This window comes from Acinetobacter kanungonis, assembly GCF_009939195.1.
GTDB classification, from domain to species: domain Bacteria; phylum Pseudomonadota; class Gammaproteobacteria; order Pseudomonadales; family Moraxellaceae; genus Acinetobacter; species Acinetobacter kanungonis.
Genome location: NZ_JAACKC010000001.1, coordinates 726,349 through 745,292 on the forward strand (window position 1 = coordinate 726,349; position 18,944 = coordinate 745,292).

Genomic DNA, 18,944 nt, shown 5'->3' on the forward strand with positions numbered 1-18,944 from the left:
TTAAATTTTTATTTATATATATGTTTTAATACTTTAGGCTAACAATAACCAAGCAACTGAATTGTAATATTATTTTTCGGATTTCACCCATCGGAAAATTGTAACAAGGCAGAGAATTGCAATAAAAACGATCAAAAATAGATAATTTGTATAGCCTAAAACATCACCAATCAAACCACTCAAGCTATAAAGTACACCGCTCACTGTCGCCATGACAGCAACCTGAAACGTGAAATCCGTCGCAGCAAATTCTTCTCGGCTGTATTGCATCACTAAGGTCAACATCACCACCAACAGCATGGCTGAAACTGCATCTTCCGCAGCATTAATCGCATAAATAACAATAGTGGAAACCGCATGTTGCTGGTCGTATTGATAAGCCAGCCAAGCATAAGCAGCCAGTGAGATAATTTTTAAGCCTGAGAATAACCACAATGCTTGCGAACGGCGCATCATTTTGAGCAATCCACCTGCCAAGCCCGCGCCAAATAAAGCAGCTACTGCACCCAGCATGGTGACATACACACCAATTTGACTAAAACTCAATCCCAGATCAACCATTAAAGGTTTCAGTAAAGGTCCTGCCAGTCCATCTGCCACCTTAAAGGTGAGTAGCACCCAAAGCCATCGCCATAGCGTGGGACTGCTACGGTAATATGTTAAATACTCAGCAATGGCTTTGCTTTTTGGTCGCCATGAAGTTGAAGGCGGATGTACCACCCGAACTTGTGTAGACTCCCGATATCGCCACACGGGTAATGTATTCAGCAAGACCAATCCCGCTAACAGCAAAAACGTCATCTGCCATTCAAACCCATCCAACAGCCAGAGTATGGCACCGCCCCCGACAATAAACCCCAAACGAGAGCCAATGACTTGAATAGTATTGCCCCAATGTTGCTGTTCAGATTTTAAAATTCGTACGGCAAGTCCATCAGTCGCAATATCCTGAGTCGCACCAACAAAATTCAAACTGAGCAAGGTGATAAAAAACAGCAATAGATATTGAGGTTGATCGAGTGCATGAATGGGTAAAAATGACAGGACAATTAATACAACGACTGAAAGCAACTGCATGGGAATAATCCAGCTCCGATAATGCCCGTGCTGTGAATGACCCACTCGATCCACCCAAGGTGCCCATAAAATTTTAATTGACCAAGGCAGCATCAGCAGTCCAAAACCGCCAATATGCGCCAGTGATACCCCTTCTGCTCGGAGAATGACAGGCAGTGCATGCGTCATAAACCCCACAGGTAAGCCTTGCGCCCAGTACAATGAAAACAGCAATAAATAAACGTTCTGTGCGATTGGCATATCTGGCAATCCTGTGATGTTGGACATGGCGCTCATTGGTGAGCATTTCTGCACATCCAAGCGCACATTTTGCCAATGAAGCACGATTTCCGAAAGCGTAATATCAAGAAAAACCAAGAATATTTGTCAGGATGACAAGGCTATGTCTACGCAGCATTTTCCCATTTTGCCGCCGCACGTGCCCGCGCGAGGTAGCGCCTTTTCGAAACAGTTTTTCCGTCGACTATTTCTGGCACAAGGCTGGTCATTTGAAGGAGAATTTCCCGACTTGGCAAAAGCTGTTGCGATTATTTCGCCGCACACCTCCAATATCGATGCCTGGCATGGCTTCAGCGCATTGTTAGGATTAGGCATACAAATAACCGTTTTTGGTAAGCATACGCTGTTTAAAACGCCACTTAAGCCCCTCTTAGATTGGATCGGAGTGATTCCTGTAAATCGCGCTAGCCCGCATGGACTCACACAGCAAATCATTCAAATTATTCAGGATAAAGATCAAATTTGGGTGGGTATGGCACCTGAAGGCACTCGAAAAAGTGCCAGCACGATTAAAAGTGGATTTTATCGAATTGCCGTTGGCGCGCAGATTCCAATTGTCATGTTTGCCTTTGATTATGATCACAAAACCATTCGCTGTTTGGGCGTATTCCATCCCAATGGGGATTTTGATCAGGATTTACCCCAAATTCTGGCGCACTATGCAGGACAATTTTCTGCCAAGAACCCAGCATGGTTGGCCAAACCGTTACAAACACTCGTCAAAAAGTGACTGGAAATATGAGTCAAAATTTGATCTGATGTGCGCAACGTTCATCCTGTTTAGAGTGCAATGACGCAATTACGTTTTTTCCAATATGGTTTAATTGGCTTACTTGGCTTTACCCTTGCGGGCTGTGATAAAACCGCAACCAAACCACCTGTGACAACCCCTGTACAGGCCCGTGAGCCTGTCATTGCGATTGCTTTAGGGGGTGGTGGTGCCAAAGGTTTTGCACATATTGGTGTACTGAAAGTGCTTGAATCACATGGCATTAAGCCCAAAATTGTGACGGGTACCAGTGCAGGCAGTTTCGTCGGCAGTATTTATGCCAGTGGTAAAAGCCCGTATCAGCTTCAGCAACTTGCCTTGCAACTGCAAGAGTCTGACCTGCGTGACTTGACCTTAAATAGTCAAGGCATTGTACTGGGACAAAAGCTACAGGATTACGTCAATAAAAATGTAGGCAACAAACCGATTGAAAAATTCCCGATTCGCTTTGCTGCTGTTGCAACCCGTTTGGACAATGGCAAAAAAGCCGACTTTATTTTAGGTAATGCGGGTCAGGCTGTACGTGCTTCGTGCAGTATTCCGAATGTATTTGTACCGACCACCATTCGTGGCACCAAATATGTCGATGGTGGCTTGGTCAGTCCTATTCCCGTGACCACGGCCAAAGCCATGGGCGCTGATATTGTGATTGCAGTTGATATTTCTGCACGACCTGTAGGCAATAAACCGCTAAATATGTGGGGCGTACTGGATCAAACCATTAATATTATGGGGCAGCAAAGTATCAATACCGAATTGAACCAAGCCAACGTGGTGATTCAACCGAAGGTCGGTCATGTGGGTACGCTCGACTTGAAAGCCAGCAATGAATCCATCCTCGAAGGGGAAAAAGCAGCGCAACTAAAAATCACCGCCATTCAAGCGGCGATCACCAATTTTAAGAAGTCTCCTGCCGCATTCAAACCCGCACCTAAAGCAAAATTTTAAATAAACACTTTTTTAATTTTCATCATCTTAGACATCTGTTACAGTGCATAGTGATGCTTTTCTCATCACTATTCACTAATACAATACACGAGCAGATGTATGGAATTTGTTTTTGAACCGTGGCACTGGTTTGTGCTCGGTGTTTTACTGATGCTGTCCGAATTAATCATTCCCGCTTTTGCTGCGTTATGGTTTGGTATTAGCGCAATTTTAGTAGGTATTTTATTTTGGCTTTTTCCAGCCCTAAGCTCAACAGCACAACTTGTGTTGTGGATTATCCTCTCCATTCTCTGTACCGTTGCCTGGTTTAAATATATTAAGCCACTCTCAATTGATAAAACCAAAGCGGGACTTTCACGCGAAGCCACCATTGGTCAAGTCGGTATGGTCATTCAGGTCAATATGGAACATGAGCAAATCCGCGTTCGATTTCCTATCCCAGTTTTAGGCTCAGATGAATGGAACTGCCGTACTCAATCCGCCGTCAATGTAGGTGATCGAGTTCGTGTAGTCGACATTCTGGGCAATGACCTTGTGGTACAACCACATCGTTCAAATAATGAAAATCAATAAAAGCGAGTAAAACTATGTCAGCGGGATCTATTATTGTTATTGCGTTGTTAGCCTTCGTCGGCGTGACCATTTTCAAAGGGGTACGTATTGTGCCTCAAGGTTACAAATGGATTGTACAACGTTTAGGTAAATACCATGTGACACTCAGTCCTGGTCTAAACTTTGTGATTCCCTATATTGATGAAGTGGCTTATAAAGTCACCACCAAAGATATCGTGTTAGATATCCCCTCTCAAGAAGTGATTACCCGTGATAACGCAGTGTTACTGATGAATGCTGTGGCATACATCAATTTAACCACCCCTGAAAAAGCGGTGTATGGGATTGAAAACTACACATGGGCCATTCAAAACCTTGTCCAAACCTCTTTACGTTCAATTGTGGGTGAAATGGACTTAGATGATGCGCTTTCTTCACGCGATCACATTAAAGCCAAACTCAAAGCTGCCATTTCAGATGATATTGCAGATTGGGGGATTACCTTAAAAACCGTCGAAATCCAAGATATTCAACCTTCGCCAACCATGCAAGCGGCTATGGAAGCACAGGCGGCGGCTGAACGTCAACGTCGTGCCACTGTCACCAAAGCCGATGGTGAGAAACAAGCTGCTATTCTAGAAGCAGATGGTCGCCTTGAAGCTTCTCGTCGTGATGCAGAAGCACAAGTCGTGCTTGCAGAAGCTTCGCAACGTGCCATTGAAATGGTCTCTTCTGCGGTTGGTGATAAAGAAATTCCTGTTGCTTACCTATTGGGTGAACAGTATGTCAAAGCCATGCAAGACATGGCGAAATCCAATAATGCCAAGACCGTGGTCTTGCCTGCGGATGTTTTAAATACCATTCGTGGTGTCATGGGTCGTCACAATTAATCCGACGAAAGATATCCCTTTGCATTTCAGTAGAATAGGCAGTTTGTGACTGCCTATTCTTTTTTTTAGAATAAAAAAAACAGAAAACTTTGTGAATTTATGTTTAAATCCCGCGCTTATTTTCAGGATATTGTTTGCTTTTTGTAACAATCTTAACAAAAAGCGGAATTTCAGTTTGTGATTTAACTCCCAAGGATAAGCGTATGAGTTCACTGAATCCGACCTTAATCACTTTTTTCTTTTATATCATTGCCATGGTTTTTATTGGCTTGATGGCTTACCGCGCAACCAACAACTTTGACGATTACATCCTCGGTGGTCGTAGTTTAGGAAGTTTCGTGACTGCACTTTCGGCGGGTGCATCAGACATGAGTGGTTGGTTACTCATGGGCTTACCTGGCGCAATCTTCTTGTCTGGTCTTTCAGAAATGTGGATCGGTATCGGTTTAGTGATTGGCGCATGGTTAAACTGGCTATTGGTGGCTGGACGTTTACGCGTTCACACTGAAGTACAACATAATGCCCTCACCTTACCTGACTATTTTTCTAATCGTTTTAACGACCACAAGAAAGTCCTGCGTATTGTTTCAGCGTGTGTAATTTTAATTTTCTTCGCCATTTACTGTGCTTCAGGCATGGTGGCAGGTGCACGATTATTTGAAAGCATGTTTGGCATGTCTTATACAACAGCACTTTGGGTCAGTGCCATTGCAACCATCAGTTATGTATTTATTGGCGGCTTCCTTGCTGTGAGCTGGACTGATACCATTCAAGCTACTTTAATGATTTTTGCCTTGATTTTGACCCCAATCGTTGCCCTGCTCAGCTTTAGCGATACGCAAGAATTGACCATGGCACTTGAAGCAGCTCGTCCTCAAGCCATGAACCTATTTGGTGACTTAAGCGTGGTTGCGATTATCTCACTGATGGCTTGGGGCTTAGGTTACTTTGGTCAGCCACATATTCTCGTGCGTTTCATGGCAGCTGACTCGGTGAAATCTATTCCGAATGCACGTCGTATTGGTATGGCATGGATGATCTTCTGCCTTGCAGGTGCGGTTGCTGCGGGCTTCTTTGGTATTGCCTACTTCCACCAACACCCTGAATATGCTGCTGCGGTGAATGCCAACCCTGAAACAGTATTCATGGAACTCACCAAAGTGCTGTTTAACCCTTGGGTTGCAGGTATCGTGCTGGCTGCGATTTTAGCAGCAGTCATGAGTACCTTAAGCTGTCAGCTTTTGGTGTGTTCAAGTACCTTAACAGAAGACTTCTACAAATCATTCTTACGCAAAAATGCGTCTCAAAAAGAATTGGTTTGGGTGGGCCGTCTCATGGTATTGCTGATTGCCTTATTAGCCATCTGGATGGCAGGTAATCCTGATGCCAAAGTGCTTGGTCTGGTGGCATACGCTTGGGCAGGTTTCGGTGCGGCGTTCGGTCCACTAATCATCTTGTCGTTATTCTGGAAGCGCATGACTTTAACAGGTGCACTTGCAGGTATGGTGACAGGTGCACTCACGGTAATTATCTGGAAGAATGCTTTCGGTGCGACAGGAATTTATGAAATTATTCCGGGTTTCATCTGTGCAACTATCGCGATTGTCGTGTTTAGTCTATTCAGCAAAGCGCCTGAAAAAGACATTACAGATCGTTTTGAACAAGCGGATGAGCTGTACAAAGCATCAAAATAAGTGTCAAAAAAAAACTCTATATGACCTAAGGGTGATATAGAGTTTTCCTTTAAGTGCATTTAATTGAATCAATTCCGAATGCACTTTCAGTTCCGTTCGAACTTTGACTGTTAAAACTGTCTTGCCAATAAGAACTGAGAAATTTGTTCTAATTCTTGTGCCTGACCTTCAAAAAACTGCAACGCTGCAAAAGCTTGGTCATGCAAGGTTTGCGCATATGCTTTGGCTTGCTCTAAGCCCATTAATGCAGGATAAGTCGATTTTTCGACTTGCTCATCTTTACCTGCCGTTTTACCGAGTTGTTCGGTATTGGCAATAATATCCAAGATGTCATCTTGCACCTGAAAAGCCAATCCTATGTTTTGCCCATATTGGCGTAATTGTGGAATTGCAGGGTCTGTACCCGCAAAAATGGTCACAGCCGCCATCATAATTGCCGCGGTGATTAAAGCACCGGTTTTATTGCGGTGAATATTTTCCAAAGCCTGCTGATCAATTTGCTTGCCTTCAGCCTGTAAATCCAACACCTGTCCACAGACCATTTTTGAAGAAGCGGTCGCTAGAATTTGCATTTGTTTAAGAATCACCGATTGATCAACCGCCTCGCCCTGATCAAACAAACGACTACCCAACACTTCAAATGCCATGGATTGCAGAATATCTCCTGCTAATAAGGCTGTGTCTTCACCATACGCCACATGACAGGTGGGCTGCCCACGGCGTAATTGATCATTGTCCATACATGGCAAATCATCATGTGCCAAGGAATAACAATGAATAAGCTCTACTGCGACCGCCGCACGACGTACAGCCGCCTGATTTTGGTTCGGGCGAATGGCAGCCGTGGCATAACACAACGCTGGACGTACTCGTTTGCCACCCAACATCACCGCATGATGCACTGCACTTTTTAACGGCTCTGGTAAAGAAAAAGCCTGTAATGCAGCAAGTAAGTCTTGCTGAATCTGTTGTTGCGCTTGTTGCAAGGTATTATTTTGTACGTCGGTTAGAGATGACACATTTGCCTCGAGTATTTTTGCTATACAGCCCTAGTCTGCTGCTGTACGACCATCAAAGTTCGGATTGTCCGTGATTGTACGCTAAATGCGATTGTCGCCATACACCTTGCACTCAATTTAATGAAAAGTTAATTTGATCTTTCTCTAGGCAAAACATCGCTTTGCTCTTATCCAAAAGCCCCTCGTCTAATCAATCTTTTTAAAATTTCTAAATAGTAAACCATACACGCATCAGATAAAGTCTTTAAGTACAGGATTGCCCCTTACAGCATAGCTTATGGTCGGGATAGGAATAGCAGGTGCTATGGTCGGTATAATAGACACAGTTTTTACGAGCGCTTTTGGCACAATATAAGGCTTCATCAGCCAGCTCATACATACGACGGGCAAACATAAATTCTGAGCTATGCACCACCCCCACTGAAATAGAAAAATCATGCAGTGTTTGTCCGCGGAAATGTTGCCCTAAGACTTCAATTGCGGTGCGATACAACTCGGCTTGCTCACAACCTTGTTGCAAAGATTGATTCGGCAACAAAATAGCGAACTCTTCCCCACCGACTCGGTAAATATTACGGGTGACTTCAATTGAACTGACATTGAGCAACGTCCGTGCCAAGGCTTTAAGTACATCATCCCCCAAACTATGCCCATAACGATCATTCAGTTGCTTAAAATTGTCGACATCTAGCAATAAGAGCGTCAGTTCTGTGGTTTCATGCTGGGTCATGCCATGTAAATAATGCTTTAATTTCAAATCAAAGGCACGACGATTGGCCAAGCCTGTTAAATGATCTTTTTCACTGATGCGTCTCAGCTCAAGATTCTTAGCTTCAAGCTGAATTTGATTGTGCTTTAAATCTGAAATATCGGAGCTACAGAGAAGCACCGATTGCACTTCACCACTCTCGGCATAATTCGGTTTCAACATCACCCAGTAATAACGACCATAGAATTGATATTCAAACGGCTCTACAGACAATCCCTGCTTAAAACGCAGCATGTTTTGAGCAAAGACCTGAGCACAATCCTCGGAAAAATGAGATAAATGCTGGAACTGAATCTGCTCGACTGAAACCGCAAAGCTATCTGCAAAAAAATGATTGGCAAACAAAATTTCTCCCGTCGGTGAGAGTAAAGCTGTTGCCATCGGCAGAGCGTTCAATACTTCATGAGCATCAATTTCAACTTTGTTTTGAATAGAATGAGCAACCATAATCAATACATTTTTTCAGGTTAAAGCTACGCAAAATGCTATCAAAATTAGAGAAGTAAAATTTCTAATAAATTACGCATAGTTTATGAATATAAAATATATATAAATTTAAGATTTGCTTATTCTTTATTTTGCATAAGCTATAAAAAAAGCCCCTATCAACTGGATAAGGGCTTTTGAATGCAATGCGTAGAAAGCTTATTTTAAGCAATCCTCAGGTACACGCACCCAACCTTCCATCAAGACACGTGCACTACGGCTCATAATGGCTTTTTTCACTTGCCACTGACCATTTTCTAAAATGGCCTGCGCTCCGACACGTAATGTGCCCGATGGATGTCCGAAACGTACCGCTTCGCGTTCACCCCCACCCGCAGCCAAGTTCACCAAAGTGCCTGGAATTGCTGCCGCTGTACCAATTGCAACTGCCGCCGTCCCCATCATGGCATGATGCAGTTTCCCCATAGACAGTGCGCGTACCAATAAATCGGTATCCAATTCAGTAATGGCCTTACCACTGGAAGAGACATAGGCTTTCGGTTTAGATACAAAAGCAATTTTCGGGGTATGTTGACGTGTTGTTGCTTCTGCGATGTCTTGAATCAAGCCCATCTGTTTTGCACCATAAGCACGAATGGTTTCAAAACGCTTCAACGCTTCCGCATCACCATTAATGGCTTCTTGCAATTCTGTACCGGTGTAACCAATGTCTTCGGCATTTAAGAATATGGTTGGAATCCCTGCATTAATAAATGTTGCAGGGAACGAGCCAATGTTTGGAACGTCCAACGTATCGACCAGATTGCCTGTTGGGAACATGGCACCGCCATCTTCGCCATCATCCGCAGGATCCAAGAATTCAATTTGCACTTCCGCCGCAGGAAAAGTTACGCCATCAAGTTCAAAATCCCCTGTTTCTTGTACTTGTCCATAGGTGATTGGGACATGGGCAATAATGGTTTTCTGAATATTTACCTGCCAGATACGCACCGTGCAAATGCCATTTTCAGGAATACGTGCTGCATCGACCAGCCCGTTGGAAATCGCAAATGAACCAACCGCTGCGGTTAAGTTGCCACAGTTGCCGCTCCAATCCACAAAAGGTTGATCAATCGAGACTTGCCCAAACAGATAATCCACATCATGCTCAGCTTGGGTGCTTTTCGCCAAAATGACGGTTTTGCTGGTACTTGAGGTTGCACCGCCCATGCCATCAATTTGTTTAGCATAAGGATCTGGACTACCAATCACGCGTAATAAAATTTGATCACGGATTTTGCCTGCGACTTGAGCCGCTTCTGGTAAATCATCACGCTTAAAAAATACACCCTTGCTGGTACCACCACGCATATAGGTCGCGGGGATTTTAATCTGTGGAGCGAAACTCATTGTCGTTCAATCCTTCCTGATTGGCTGTTTTGCAATATTTGATCAATTTAAACCGTATCCATCATACTGCTTTTTATGGAAAAAAATGTTCTTGCAGGACTTAAGTATAAAAAAGCAACGCTTGATCATTTTTTTGACATCACGCAGAACGATAGAGTCATTTTTTAAATAAATCTAAACAATTGATTCATCATTCAATTTTATATGCAAAAAAAGAAATAATCCTAGTGAAATGATTTGACCGATCGTTCATCTACTAGGCTAAGTGTAATCAATCCTTTACAATCCATACACATTCATCGTCGGGCTGAGAACTTTGAACAATAACTCTTCACAACTTCAGCGTGGCTTAAAGAACCGTCACATCCAACTTATCGCCATGGGTGGCGCAATTGGTACAGGCTTATTCTTAGGTTCCGCACAGGTTATTCAATCTGCAGGTCCATCCATCATTCTAGGTTATGCCATTGGTGGTTTAATTGCATTTTTGATTATGCGTCAATTAGGGGAAATGATTGTCCATGAACCAGTAGCAGGTTCATTTAGTCATTTTGCTTATCAATACTGGGGCAAATTCCCTGGCTTCCTTGCTGGTTGGAATTACTGGATTCTGTATATTTTAGTGGCCATGACCGAGCTAACTGCGGTTGCTAAATATATTAATTACTGGTGGCCTCATATCCCTGCTTGGGCTTCCGTACTGTTCTTCTTCGTTGTCATTACCCTCATTAACTTGGGTAATGTGAAGTTCTACGGCGAATCGGAATTCTGGTTAGCAATCATTAAAGTTGCTGCGGTTATTTCCATGATCGTCTTCGGTTTATATTTATTATTAACTGCAGATGCCACTTCTACAGCTTCATTTAGTAACCTTTGGACTCATGGCGGATTCTTCCCGAATGGTTTTGAAGGCTTATTCTATATGTTGGCTTTCTTGATGTTCGCCTTTGGGGGGATTGAACTGATCGGGATGGCAGCCGCAGAAGCGAAAGATCCAGAAAAAACCATTCCTAAAGCCATTAACCAAGTCGTTTTCCGTGTGCTGATTTTCTATGTTGGCTCATTGACAATTCTATTGTCTTTAGTGCCTTGGAATGCGCTGGATTTAGGTGGTTTAGATAAAAGTCCTTTCGTGATGATTTTTAGCCAAATGGGCATTCAATGGGCTGCACATTTACTGAACTTCATTATCTTGACTGCTGCATTGTCGGTTTATAACAGTGGTATGTACGCGAATAGCCGTATGTTGTTTGGTTTAGCGGAACAAGGAAATGCGCCAAAAGTTTTCTTGAAAGTGAACAAACAAGGCGTGCCAATTCCAGCAGTACTGTTCTCTGCATTGCTGATTTTCGGATGCGTATTGTTGAACTACTTCGTACCTGAAGATGCACTGGGTCATTTGATGTATATCGTGGTTGGTGCTCTGGTACTTAACTGGGCAATGATTAGCTTGACTCACTTGAAATTCCGTCAAGCGATGAAAGCAACAGCGACTCAAACCAAATTCCCTTCACTTTGGTCGCCAATCAGCAACTATTTAGTCCTGATCTTTATTGCACTTGTTCTTTACATTATGTGGACTCAAGGCTTTAAAGAATCTGTATTGATGTTGCCAGCGTGGATTGTGCTCATGCTCATCTTCTTTAAAATTATTAAACCAAGCAAAAGCTAAGTAGCTTTTGTACGGAGTTTAAAAGTTATTGTTTCGGCAATAACTTTTTTTTTGCTTTAAAATCAGTTACATTATTCCCGTTTTGCGCTCTTAGCTTAACTGGATAGAGCAGTTGCCTCCTAAGCGACCGACGTGGGTTCGAGTCCCGCAGAGCGCACATATTATTAAACCAATTTCGGAGCCTGTGTTAGGAAAACTTATTGATAGCAACTATTTAAAATTAGAAAAAATATCAAAGGTTCGATATATCCTAATAAACTCAATATTACTTAAACAGATAGCTTAATGGCTTGTCTAATATGTGTGAAAACCTTATACGACAAGGGATTCCATTAAGCCATGCTTTAGGGGTGAATATACATTTTATTAATTCACTATTTCAGGATTGATGGTCTTTGTCGGTCACTGATCTGTCCTATCTGTGCATCCATTAGTTTCTTTAATAGAGCATCACGACCATTTTCTATTGACCATTGCATTTCATCGTCCGTGATAACGGTGGCGATTAAAAGCTGCATATTTCCATTAGGCAATTTGATATCTGTAGGTAAAGGCTTTTGTGCTTTAGCTATAAGCACATTAATGGTGTCATTCTCATTATTACCTACAGGTATCGCTTCGACTGTTAAACCATTATTCTTTTCTACTCTAGCCAATAGATCTACATCATTCAGTAGAACTATATTTCCTGTCCATTGCATAAACCAAAGTGGCCATTCAGCATTTTCTTTTGCAATCATGAGCACTTCATATCCATAACCAGCTTTTCCAGATACAGATTTGACTTTACTCTTTTTCTCTAATTTTGATGAGCTGGAAATGACCCTACCCTGTTCATTATATTTAACCTCAATATCTTTAGCTGTTAAGCTTGCAGGCATATCACTATTAGTAAGGCCAAAAGTAGAATATACCCATAGCCCCTTTTTGATTTTGTCAGCAGATATTACGTAAAAACCACCACCCGGCCAAACACCAAATAAGTTTGGGGCTTTCATGATGTCATTAGGTAGCTTCCCTATATTTTTCTCGTAAAAAGCTTCTCGGGCATCATAGACGTGCTGCCATTCTTTTTCTGGGCTATTTTGAGCAAAGCCAATAGTAGACGCCGTAAGTGTAGTGAGCCCAAATAAAAATTTTATAAACTTCATATTCTTAAGCATTTATTTTCTCTATGTATGAATACGGAGTGATTCTACCAAACTAGTTATAGTCGACCCAGCTTTGAACCTATATCCAACCATATATATTTCTATCTAAATCAACATCAGCTTGCTAGGAAGCTAAACTTAATCCACACACCTTCATTCAGATTTCTTTTAAAAATCAATCTTAAAATTGATGAAAAAAAATTTACATGCTAAAAATTAAGTAACACCAATAAAAGATTGCCAAGATTGATATGAATAAAATACTCGCATCCCTCCTTTTCAGTACCAGCTTAATAAGTCTTCATACGTTTGCCACTTCCCCACCTGCGCCAATCCAGCAACAGCAGCAAGTTGCAGGCTATTACCAATATCAAGCAGGTCATGCGCAAATCACGGCACTTTTAGATGGGACCAATTTCCTCTCGCCTACGCTATTTAAAAATCTGCCTGAAAAAGATGTGCATCAAGTTTTAAAGAAATACTATGCCGACCAAGAAAAAGGGGTACAGACCTCAATTAATGCCTTTTTAGTCAATACTGGGCATTCTCTGGTCCTGATCGACAGCGGTGCTGCGAGTTGTTTTGGCTCACATTTAGGTTCAGTGTTAAGCAATCTCAAAGCCTCAGGTTATCAACCAGAACAGGTCGATACCATTTTACTAACGCATCTTCATCCAGATCACGTCTGCGGGATTAGCAAAAATGGCGTCGCAAATTTCCCAAATGCAACCGTTTATGTTTCCAATTCTGAAGCCAGTTTTTGGCTAAACCCTAAACAGGTCAAGCAACTACCAAAAGAGAAGCAGGCTGGCTTCCTCGCCACGGTGGAAAAAATTAAAGCAGCCATTGCTCCCTATCAAGTTCAGCAACGTTTCAAAACCTATCAATTGGGAGATAACATTAAAAACTTTAAAGTGATTAGCACCCCTGGACATACACCAGGACATTTTAGCTATGAACTAAAAACTACAGATGAAACCGTGGTATTTATTGGCGATATTGTGCATTCACATACAGTACAATTCGACAAACCAGAAACTGCCATTGATTTTGATGTAGACCCAAAACAGGCAGTGGCAACGCGCTTAAAACAGTTTGCTGAATATGCGAAAAATGGCGAAACCATTGCAGCACCGCATTTACCTTTCCCGGGGATTGGACACATCTACTCTGCGGATGAAAAAAGCTATCAATGGATTCCCGCGCACTTTAAAGATTAATTGCTAACTAAGATTGCCCTTACCTAAAAATGAGCGTAAGCAATAGCATGGATTTAATCGTCTTAGTGATCCAACTAAAGACTATTACCCTGTTAATAAAGAAAATTAATTAGAGAGCTTCATCAAAAAAATCCCCTCACTTGAGGGGATTTTGATTATTGCTGAGGGCTTAAGGCATTTTGTGAAAAATTTGGGGAGCGAGGTCCATACAATAGCCCTTTTTGTTGAGCTAACTGTGGTGCATAAAGCTGCACACTCACACTATTCGAGAGTACGTATGCCTTATCGGACAAATGATTGGCAATCTGATCCACCAAAGCGCCAACCAGCATTCCCACCAAACCAGCATTACTATTATTATTGGCTTGTTGGATTTTCTCCTGACCTTCCCATAATAAAGCACCCGTTTTTAAATCGATCAATTTAGCCTCAACCGCAACGGTAGACGTCGATTGGATGACTTGGTACTTAGAACCATATTCTTTGACTTTGACATATAGTGCTGCATCAGCGCCAAAGATTTCATTCAGCTTTTGAATTGGAATTTGCTGCGCATCATAGCCATTGGTCACGCCATTTTCTTTAAATAGCGTATCTACCACAGAAATTGGGAACACGTAATAACCCGCTTCTGCCACAGGCAAAGTTACTGTAGACCAATATCCATAAGTTGCACGAGTATCAGGTGACTCATTCACAGGTGGCAACACTAAAATTGATTTCGGCATATTGGCTATATATGCTGATAAATCACGGTTATTTTTTGGCGTGGTTACACAGCCCGTCAACAATGTTGCAGCAAGACCCAATATAAAAAGTTGCTTAAGCTTCTTCATTTCACACTCCCCGCAACAGATTGAGCTGTCATCTTATTCAATAGCCGATCCATCAGGACTGTCGATTCTGGGTAAGTTTGACGTTCAAGCTCAAAATATTGAATCGCGCGCGGTCCATTATTGATATTCAAATTTAATAAGCCAAGATGCGCATATAAACCTGGTGGCACGGTTGCATTTTTGGCTTTCGCTTTTTCAATATCTTTTTCAAGTTGAGCAATCTGTTCTTGCGGAGAGGTCTTCTCTGGTACACTCAGCATCAGATAGGTTTGCTGCGGGTATTGCCCCCAGCTATAGAGAGACTTTGGCGCCGAAACACAGCCAACCAATGTCATACTGCAAAGTGCAGCTAAAATTAATCCTATTTTTTTCATTGCTTCAAACCAATTACTGCGCAGACCATTTATTGGTTTGAATATCTAAGACCAAGTTATTCACCGCTTCACGTACTGCCAAATCTAAAACTTTACCGTTTAGAGTTGAATCATAAGAAGCGGTAGAGCCAAAACCGAGTACTTCGCGCTCGCTTAATGCATACTCACCCGCACCTTGAACGGAATGAACAATTTCCGCAGTCTTAACATCGACAATATTTAAGTTCACTTTGGCATAGGCAATTTGCGTTTTACCACGCCCCAATATACCAAACAGCTGATGGTCACCCACTTCTTTACGACCAAATTCAGAAACATCACCCGTTAAGACATAACGTGCGCCTTTAATCGCTTGTGAAGATTTGGTAAAGCCTGCTTCTTGTTGTAACTCAGCCAAATTGTCACGGTTTAATACCGAGAAATAACCTGATTGTTGTAAATGAGTCTCTAAAATGGTTTTTGCCTGACCACCTAAACGGTCAACATTATCCGAGAAAATTCCGCGCATATAGCTTGAACGGTTGTCAAATTTACCCACTGAAACAGGTGTTTTAACGCCAGTATATTTTACAGTTGCAACTGCCGCTGTGACTTGAGACGCTTGAATCGTTTTGGAGGTTTCTGTGGTTGAACATGCCGATAAGGTTAAGCCGCTAAAAACTGCTGTAAAAATAATTTTTTTCAAGATTTATCCCGCTGATATTTATTAAAAAAATCGGCGGGATTATAGCAAGTTACACTCTAGTTACATATAGAGAATGACGAATTAAGATTCCGAATCTATTACTTCATCCCAAAAATCAGTTTAAGACCCAGTACGGTCATGACCCCACCTGCGACACGGTCAAACAGGGCTTTCGATTTTAGATAAACTTTGCGTGGACCTTCTGCCGATAAGGCAACGGCAACCAGCGAATACCAGCCTGCATCAATAAAGAAGCACAGCATTGGTAAAACCACATAGAAATAAGTTGGAATGTCTTTCGGTAATAATGCCGTGAAAATACTGGCTAAGATCACCGCAATTTTCGGATTACTCATTTGTGTGATCAAACCTAAACGATAGGCTTGCTTGTAGCTCATAGGTTCAGCCGAACCATTCGGACTATCCATTGGCTCTTTGGCATGTTTGATAATTTTATAGGCAATCCAAAGTAAATATAAACCACCACAAATTTTTAAGACCAAATAGGCAGAAGGCACAGCCAGTAAAATCGCCTGTAAGCCCATGACGGCCAACAAGCCAAATAATGCAGCACCAGTCCCTGTTCCCAGTGCCGTAAACAAACCATGCTTACGTGAAATCGCAATCGAGTTTTTCGCTACATAAATAAAAGTCGGTCCTGGGCTAATGGCACCTAACATTAAAGCCAAGGTAATTGAACCTAATATGATCAGCGATTCCAAAGAGCACCTCGATGCATTGGGAGAAAAAATGGTGCACTATTCTAGACAAAATCTGCACCAAAACCTATCAAAAAATGCACTATATGCGATAAAAAGATTCAAAGATTTAAGTCGAAGTTTATTCTCATATTGCTAAAAACTCTTAATTCAATACACTTGTAAAGTATTTTCTTTATCTTAATAAATTCAAACCAATTAGAGCAATAACTCAATATATTATTTATTTTCATATGCTTGAAATAATAACACAGGATTATTTCATTTCGTTTTCATCTCTGAATTTCCCATAAAACAATTTTTTTGATCAAAATTTAGCATCAAATCTTCACATTTCTTTCATAGCTTTTTTCTATACATAATCACATACTCAAAATATGGGTTTATTTTACTTTCTGATAAAAAATGACAACCGAGGGTTTATCCATGCCGAATAAGACAACATTCGACGCCAAACAAGCACATCTCTGGATCATTGGTGGTGGTATTGCAGGTATGGCTGCCGCAGCCTTTGCCATCCGTGATGCAAAAGTGCCTGCGCAAAATATTCATATTCTAGAAGAGCTCAATATTGCAGGTGGTTCCATGGATGGAGGTGAAACACCTCAAGCGGCACATGCGTGGGTCACACGTGGTGGACGCATGCTCACCGATGAAACCTATTTATGTTTATGGGATTTATTTTCCTCAATTCCCTCTTTAGAAAACCCAGACATTTCTGTTCGTGAAGAATGTCGTGCATTTAATGCAGAGATCAAAACCCATGCTCGCGCACGTTTAATCGATGCTGAACACCACATCTTAGATGCATCTAAATTAGGATTAAGCAACTTACATCGTGCACAAATGCTGCGTTTACTGGCATCAAAAGAAGAGCGGATTGGCAGCCGACGCATCGATGAGTTTTTTGATGACAGCTTTTTCCAAAGTAACTTTTGGCGCATGTGGCGCACCACATTTGCATTTCAAAAATGGCACAGTGCAGCAGAATTAAGACGCTATTTCTTGCGTTTTATTCAGGAACTCCCGCGCATACATACTTTGGCTGGCGTGAAAAGAACCAAATACAATCAGTACGATTCCATGATTTATCCTCTACAGCGCTGGCTGGTCGAACAAGGAGTCGATGTGCGTTTTGGTCACTATGTGACTGATGCCGATTTTAGTAGCTATGAAAGCACGCAAGAACGTCGTGCAACAAAACTGTATGTCAAACTCCCTGAAGGTAAAGAAGAAATTGATCTGAAACAACATGATCTTGCCATCTTTACCTTGGGTTCGATTACCGCAGACTCACGTTACGGCGGCAATCATGATGTGCCTGAATTAATTCGAGATCGACAAGACCATGGTTGGCGTTTATGGGAGACTTTATCGAAAAAAGCAGCCGATTTCGGACGTCCCATGAGTTTTTATGGCAATGTAGATGAACACAAATGGGAGTCATTCACCCTGACCATGCAAGATGATGTCTTGCTGAAGCGTATTGTTGACTATACAGGCAATGAGCCGGGTACTGGTGCGCTTATGACATGGTTTGAGTCAGGCTGGCATTTATCCATTGTCGTGCCTGCACAACCGCACTTTGCCAATTTACCCGACAATACCTTTACCCTGTGGGGCTATGGTTTCGAAATTGACCATATCGGTGATTACATTAAAAAACCAATGTCCCAAGCTACAGGACAAGAAATCTTGACTGAACTCATCAAACAGCTCGGTTTTGACGATATTTTGGAGCATGTTTTAGCAAACACCGAAGTGACAACTGTCATGATGCCTTATGCCTCTGCCCTGTTTGCCTGCCGTAAATCAGGGGATCGACCTTTAGTGATTCCAAAAGGCTCGCAAAATTTTGCCTTCTTGGGGCAATTTGTCGAAATTGAAGATGATGTGGTCTTTACCGTCGAATACTCGGTACGCGGCGCAATGCTGGCCATTTATGAGTTCTTTGGAGTCACCCGCGATATCCCCGAAATCTACAATGGTTTACTCGATCCGAAAGTGGGCTTAAAAGCTTTAGAAGCGGTGTTCCACTAATTCATTGATACAAAAAGAGCATCTTCAATTGATGCTCTTTTTATGACTTCAATCTAGTCGGGCTAAAAGCTTTAGAAAAAACTTGTCTGACATTCAACTGGCATAGACAGTTCACACTAAGGATGGGCTACCTTCGCATGCGCCGTTTGTTCTTGTGCAATCAGTTTATAATCTTGATCTGCCACAGGCATACCCCCAATGACCATGCTGCGCACCATAGTTTTCGGTTTATTCAGATCATCCTTTGCATCACACCCGCTAAGCAATCCTGCCACAAGACACATCAGGATGAAGGATACTTTTTTCATCGCATACCCTCGCTTCTTTTCTTATTTTAATTTCAGCATAGCACTATTCATTTTCAAATCCTATCGGCTTTGTGACTACTTTTTATGGCTGAATCGATCTTCCGAA

At 42.1% G+C, this 18,944-nt stretch carries 18 protein-coding genes and 1 tRNA gene; 9 read left to right on the forward strand and 10 right to left on the reverse strand.

The window, feature by feature from the left end; translation table 11 throughout:
• Positions 1 to 69: 69 nt before the first annotated feature.
• Positions 70 to 1,344 carry an MFS transporter gene (locus GWK51_RS03215; RefSeq protein WP_407925955.1) on the reverse strand — a complete coding sequence of 425 codons (1,275 nt, stop codon included), beginning with the start codon at positions 1,342 to 1,344 and terminating at the stop codon, positions 70 to 72.
• A gap of 115 nt (positions 1,345 to 1,459) precedes the next feature.
• On the opposite strand from GWK51_RS03215, the gene GWK51_RS03220 reads away from it, so the two are divergent.
• From GWK51_RS03220 to putP, 5 genes are all read left to right on the forward strand, one after another.
• Positions 1,460 to 2,086 carry a 1-acyl-sn-glycerol-3-phosphate acyltransferase gene (locus tag GWK51_RS03220; RefSeq protein WP_161932630.1) on the forward strand — a complete coding sequence of 209 codons (627 nt, stop codon included), beginning with the start codon at positions 1,460 to 1,462 and terminating at the stop codon, positions 2,084 to 2,086.
• A 60-nt stretch (positions 2,087 to 2,146) separates the two neighbouring features.
• A complete protein-coding gene (locus GWK51_RS03225; RefSeq protein WP_100242519.1) occupies positions 2,147 to 3,073 on the forward strand; it encodes a patatin-like phospholipase family protein in 927 nt (308 codons plus the stop codon).
• Positions 3,074 to 3,172: 99 nt separating this feature from the next.
• Positions 3,173 to 3,646: an NfeD family protein gene (locus GWK51_RS03230; protein ID WP_161932631.1), complete on the forward strand. Its 474-nt coding sequence runs from the start codon at positions 3,173 to 3,175 to the stop codon at positions 3,644 to 3,646.
• 14 nt (positions 3,647 to 3,660) lie between these two features.
• On the forward strand, positions 3,661 to 4,515 hold the full coding sequence (locus GWK51_RS03235; protein WP_100242517.1) for an SPFH domain-containing protein: 855 nt from the start codon (positions 3,661 to 3,663) through the stop codon (positions 4,513 to 4,515).
• A 203-nt stretch (positions 4,516 to 4,718) separates the two neighbouring features.
• Positions 4,719 to 6,209 carry a sodium/proline symporter PutP gene (gene putP / locus GWK51_RS03240; protein ID WP_161932632.1) on the forward strand — a complete coding sequence of 497 codons (1,491 nt, stop codon included), beginning with the start codon at positions 4,719 to 4,721 and terminating at the stop codon, positions 6,207 to 6,209.
• A gap of 110 nt (positions 6,210 to 6,319) precedes the next feature.
• On the opposite strand, the gene GWK51_RS03245 is transcribed toward putP, so the two are convergent.
• The 3 genes from GWK51_RS03245 to prpF form a co-directional block, all read right to left on the reverse strand.
• Positions 6,320 to 7,228 carry a polyprenyl synthetase family protein gene (locus tag GWK51_RS03245; protein WP_100242515.1) on the reverse strand — a complete coding sequence of 303 codons (909 nt, stop codon included), beginning with the start codon at positions 7,226 to 7,228 and terminating at the stop codon, positions 6,320 to 6,322.
• Between the two features lie 244 nt (positions 7,229 to 7,472).
• On the reverse strand, positions 7,473 to 8,444 hold the full coding sequence (locus tag GWK51_RS03250; protein WP_216071668.1) for a GGDEF domain-containing protein: 972 nt from the start codon (positions 8,442 to 8,444) through the stop codon (positions 7,473 to 7,475).
• Between the two features lie 198 nt (positions 8,445 to 8,642).
• Positions 8,643 to 9,833 (reverse strand): 2-methylaconitate cis-trans isomerase PrpF, encoded by a 1,191-nt coding sequence (gene prpF / locus GWK51_RS03255; protein ID WP_161932633.1) that lies wholly within the window; start codon positions 9,831 to 9,833, stop codon positions 8,643 to 8,645.
• 316 nt (positions 9,834 to 10,149) lie between these two features.
• Between prpF and GWK51_RS03260 the strand changes: the two genes are divergently transcribed.
• Positions 10,150 to 11,505 (forward strand): amino acid permease, encoded by a 1,356-nt coding sequence (locus GWK51_RS03260; protein WP_161932634.1) that lies wholly within the window; start codon positions 10,150 to 10,152, stop codon positions 11,503 to 11,505.
• An 84-nt stretch (positions 11,506 to 11,589) separates the two neighbouring features.
• Positions 11,590 to 11,662: transfer RNA gene (locus GWK51_RS03265), tRNA-Arg, on the forward strand.
• A 217-nt stretch (positions 11,663 to 11,879) separates the two neighbouring features.
• On the opposite strand, the gene GWK51_RS03270 is transcribed toward GWK51_RS03265, so the two are convergent.
• Positions 11,880 to 12,668 carry a suppressor of fused domain protein gene (locus tag GWK51_RS03270; RefSeq protein WP_161932635.1) on the reverse strand — a complete coding sequence of 263 codons (789 nt, stop codon included), beginning with the start codon at positions 12,666 to 12,668 and terminating at the stop codon, positions 11,880 to 11,882.
• A 239-nt stretch (positions 12,669 to 12,907) separates the two neighbouring features.
• On the opposite strand from GWK51_RS03270, the gene GWK51_RS03275 reads away from it, so the two are divergent.
• Positions 12,908 to 13,876 carry an MBL fold metallo-hydrolase gene (locus GWK51_RS03275; protein ID WP_161932636.1) on the forward strand — a complete coding sequence of 323 codons (969 nt, stop codon included), beginning with the start codon at positions 12,908 to 12,910 and terminating at the stop codon, positions 13,874 to 13,876.
• 155 nt (positions 13,877 to 14,031) lie between these two features.
• Here GWK51_RS03275 and GWK51_RS03280 read toward each other — a convergent pair whose 3' ends face one another.
• The 4 genes from GWK51_RS03280 to GWK51_RS03295 all read right to left on the reverse strand — a co-directional run bounded on the left by GWK51_RS03280 (position 14,032) and on the right by GWK51_RS03295 (position 16,451).
• Complete coding sequence (locus GWK51_RS03280) at positions 14,032 to 14,712, reverse strand: DUF799 domain-containing protein (RefSeq protein WP_161932637.1); 681 nt, start codon at positions 14,710 to 14,712, stop codon at positions 14,032 to 14,034.
• Positions 14,709 to 15,086 (reverse strand): DUF4810 domain-containing protein, encoded by a 378-nt coding sequence (locus GWK51_RS03285; protein ID WP_161932638.1) that lies wholly within the window; start codon positions 15,084 to 15,086, stop codon positions 14,709 to 14,711. Before GWK51_RS03285 ends, GWK51_RS03280 begins: the two co-directional genes overlap by 4 nt.
• 13 nt (positions 15,087 to 15,099) lie before the next feature.
• Positions 15,100 to 15,771, reverse strand: a complete 672-nt coding sequence (locus tag GWK51_RS03290; RefSeq protein WP_161932639.1) for a CsgG/HfaB family protein — start codon at positions 15,769 to 15,771, stop codon at positions 15,100 to 15,102.
• 98 nt (positions 15,772 to 15,869) lie between these two features.
• Positions 15,870 to 16,451, reverse strand: a complete 582-nt coding sequence (locus tag GWK51_RS03295) for a LysE family translocator (protein ID WP_171334100.1) — start codon at positions 16,449 to 16,451, stop codon at positions 15,870 to 15,872.
• Positions 16,452 to 16,916: 465 nt separating this feature from the next.
• Between GWK51_RS03295 and GWK51_RS03300 the strand changes: the two genes are divergently transcribed.
• Positions 16,917 to 18,530, forward strand: coding sequence for an oleate hydratase (locus GWK51_RS03300; protein ID WP_161932640.1), 1,614 nt, complete (start codon positions 16,917 to 16,919; stop codon positions 18,528 to 18,530).
• Positions 18,531 to 18,646: 116 nt separating this feature from the next.
• Here the strand turns inward: GWK51_RS03300 and GWK51_RS03305 are convergent, their stop codons facing one another.
• Positions 18,647 to 18,838, reverse strand: a complete 192-nt coding sequence (locus tag GWK51_RS03305) for an NF038215 family lipoprotein (RefSeq protein ID WP_100242508.1) — start codon at positions 18,836 to 18,838, stop codon at positions 18,647 to 18,649.
• Positions 18,839 to 18,944 lie beyond the last annotated feature (106 nt).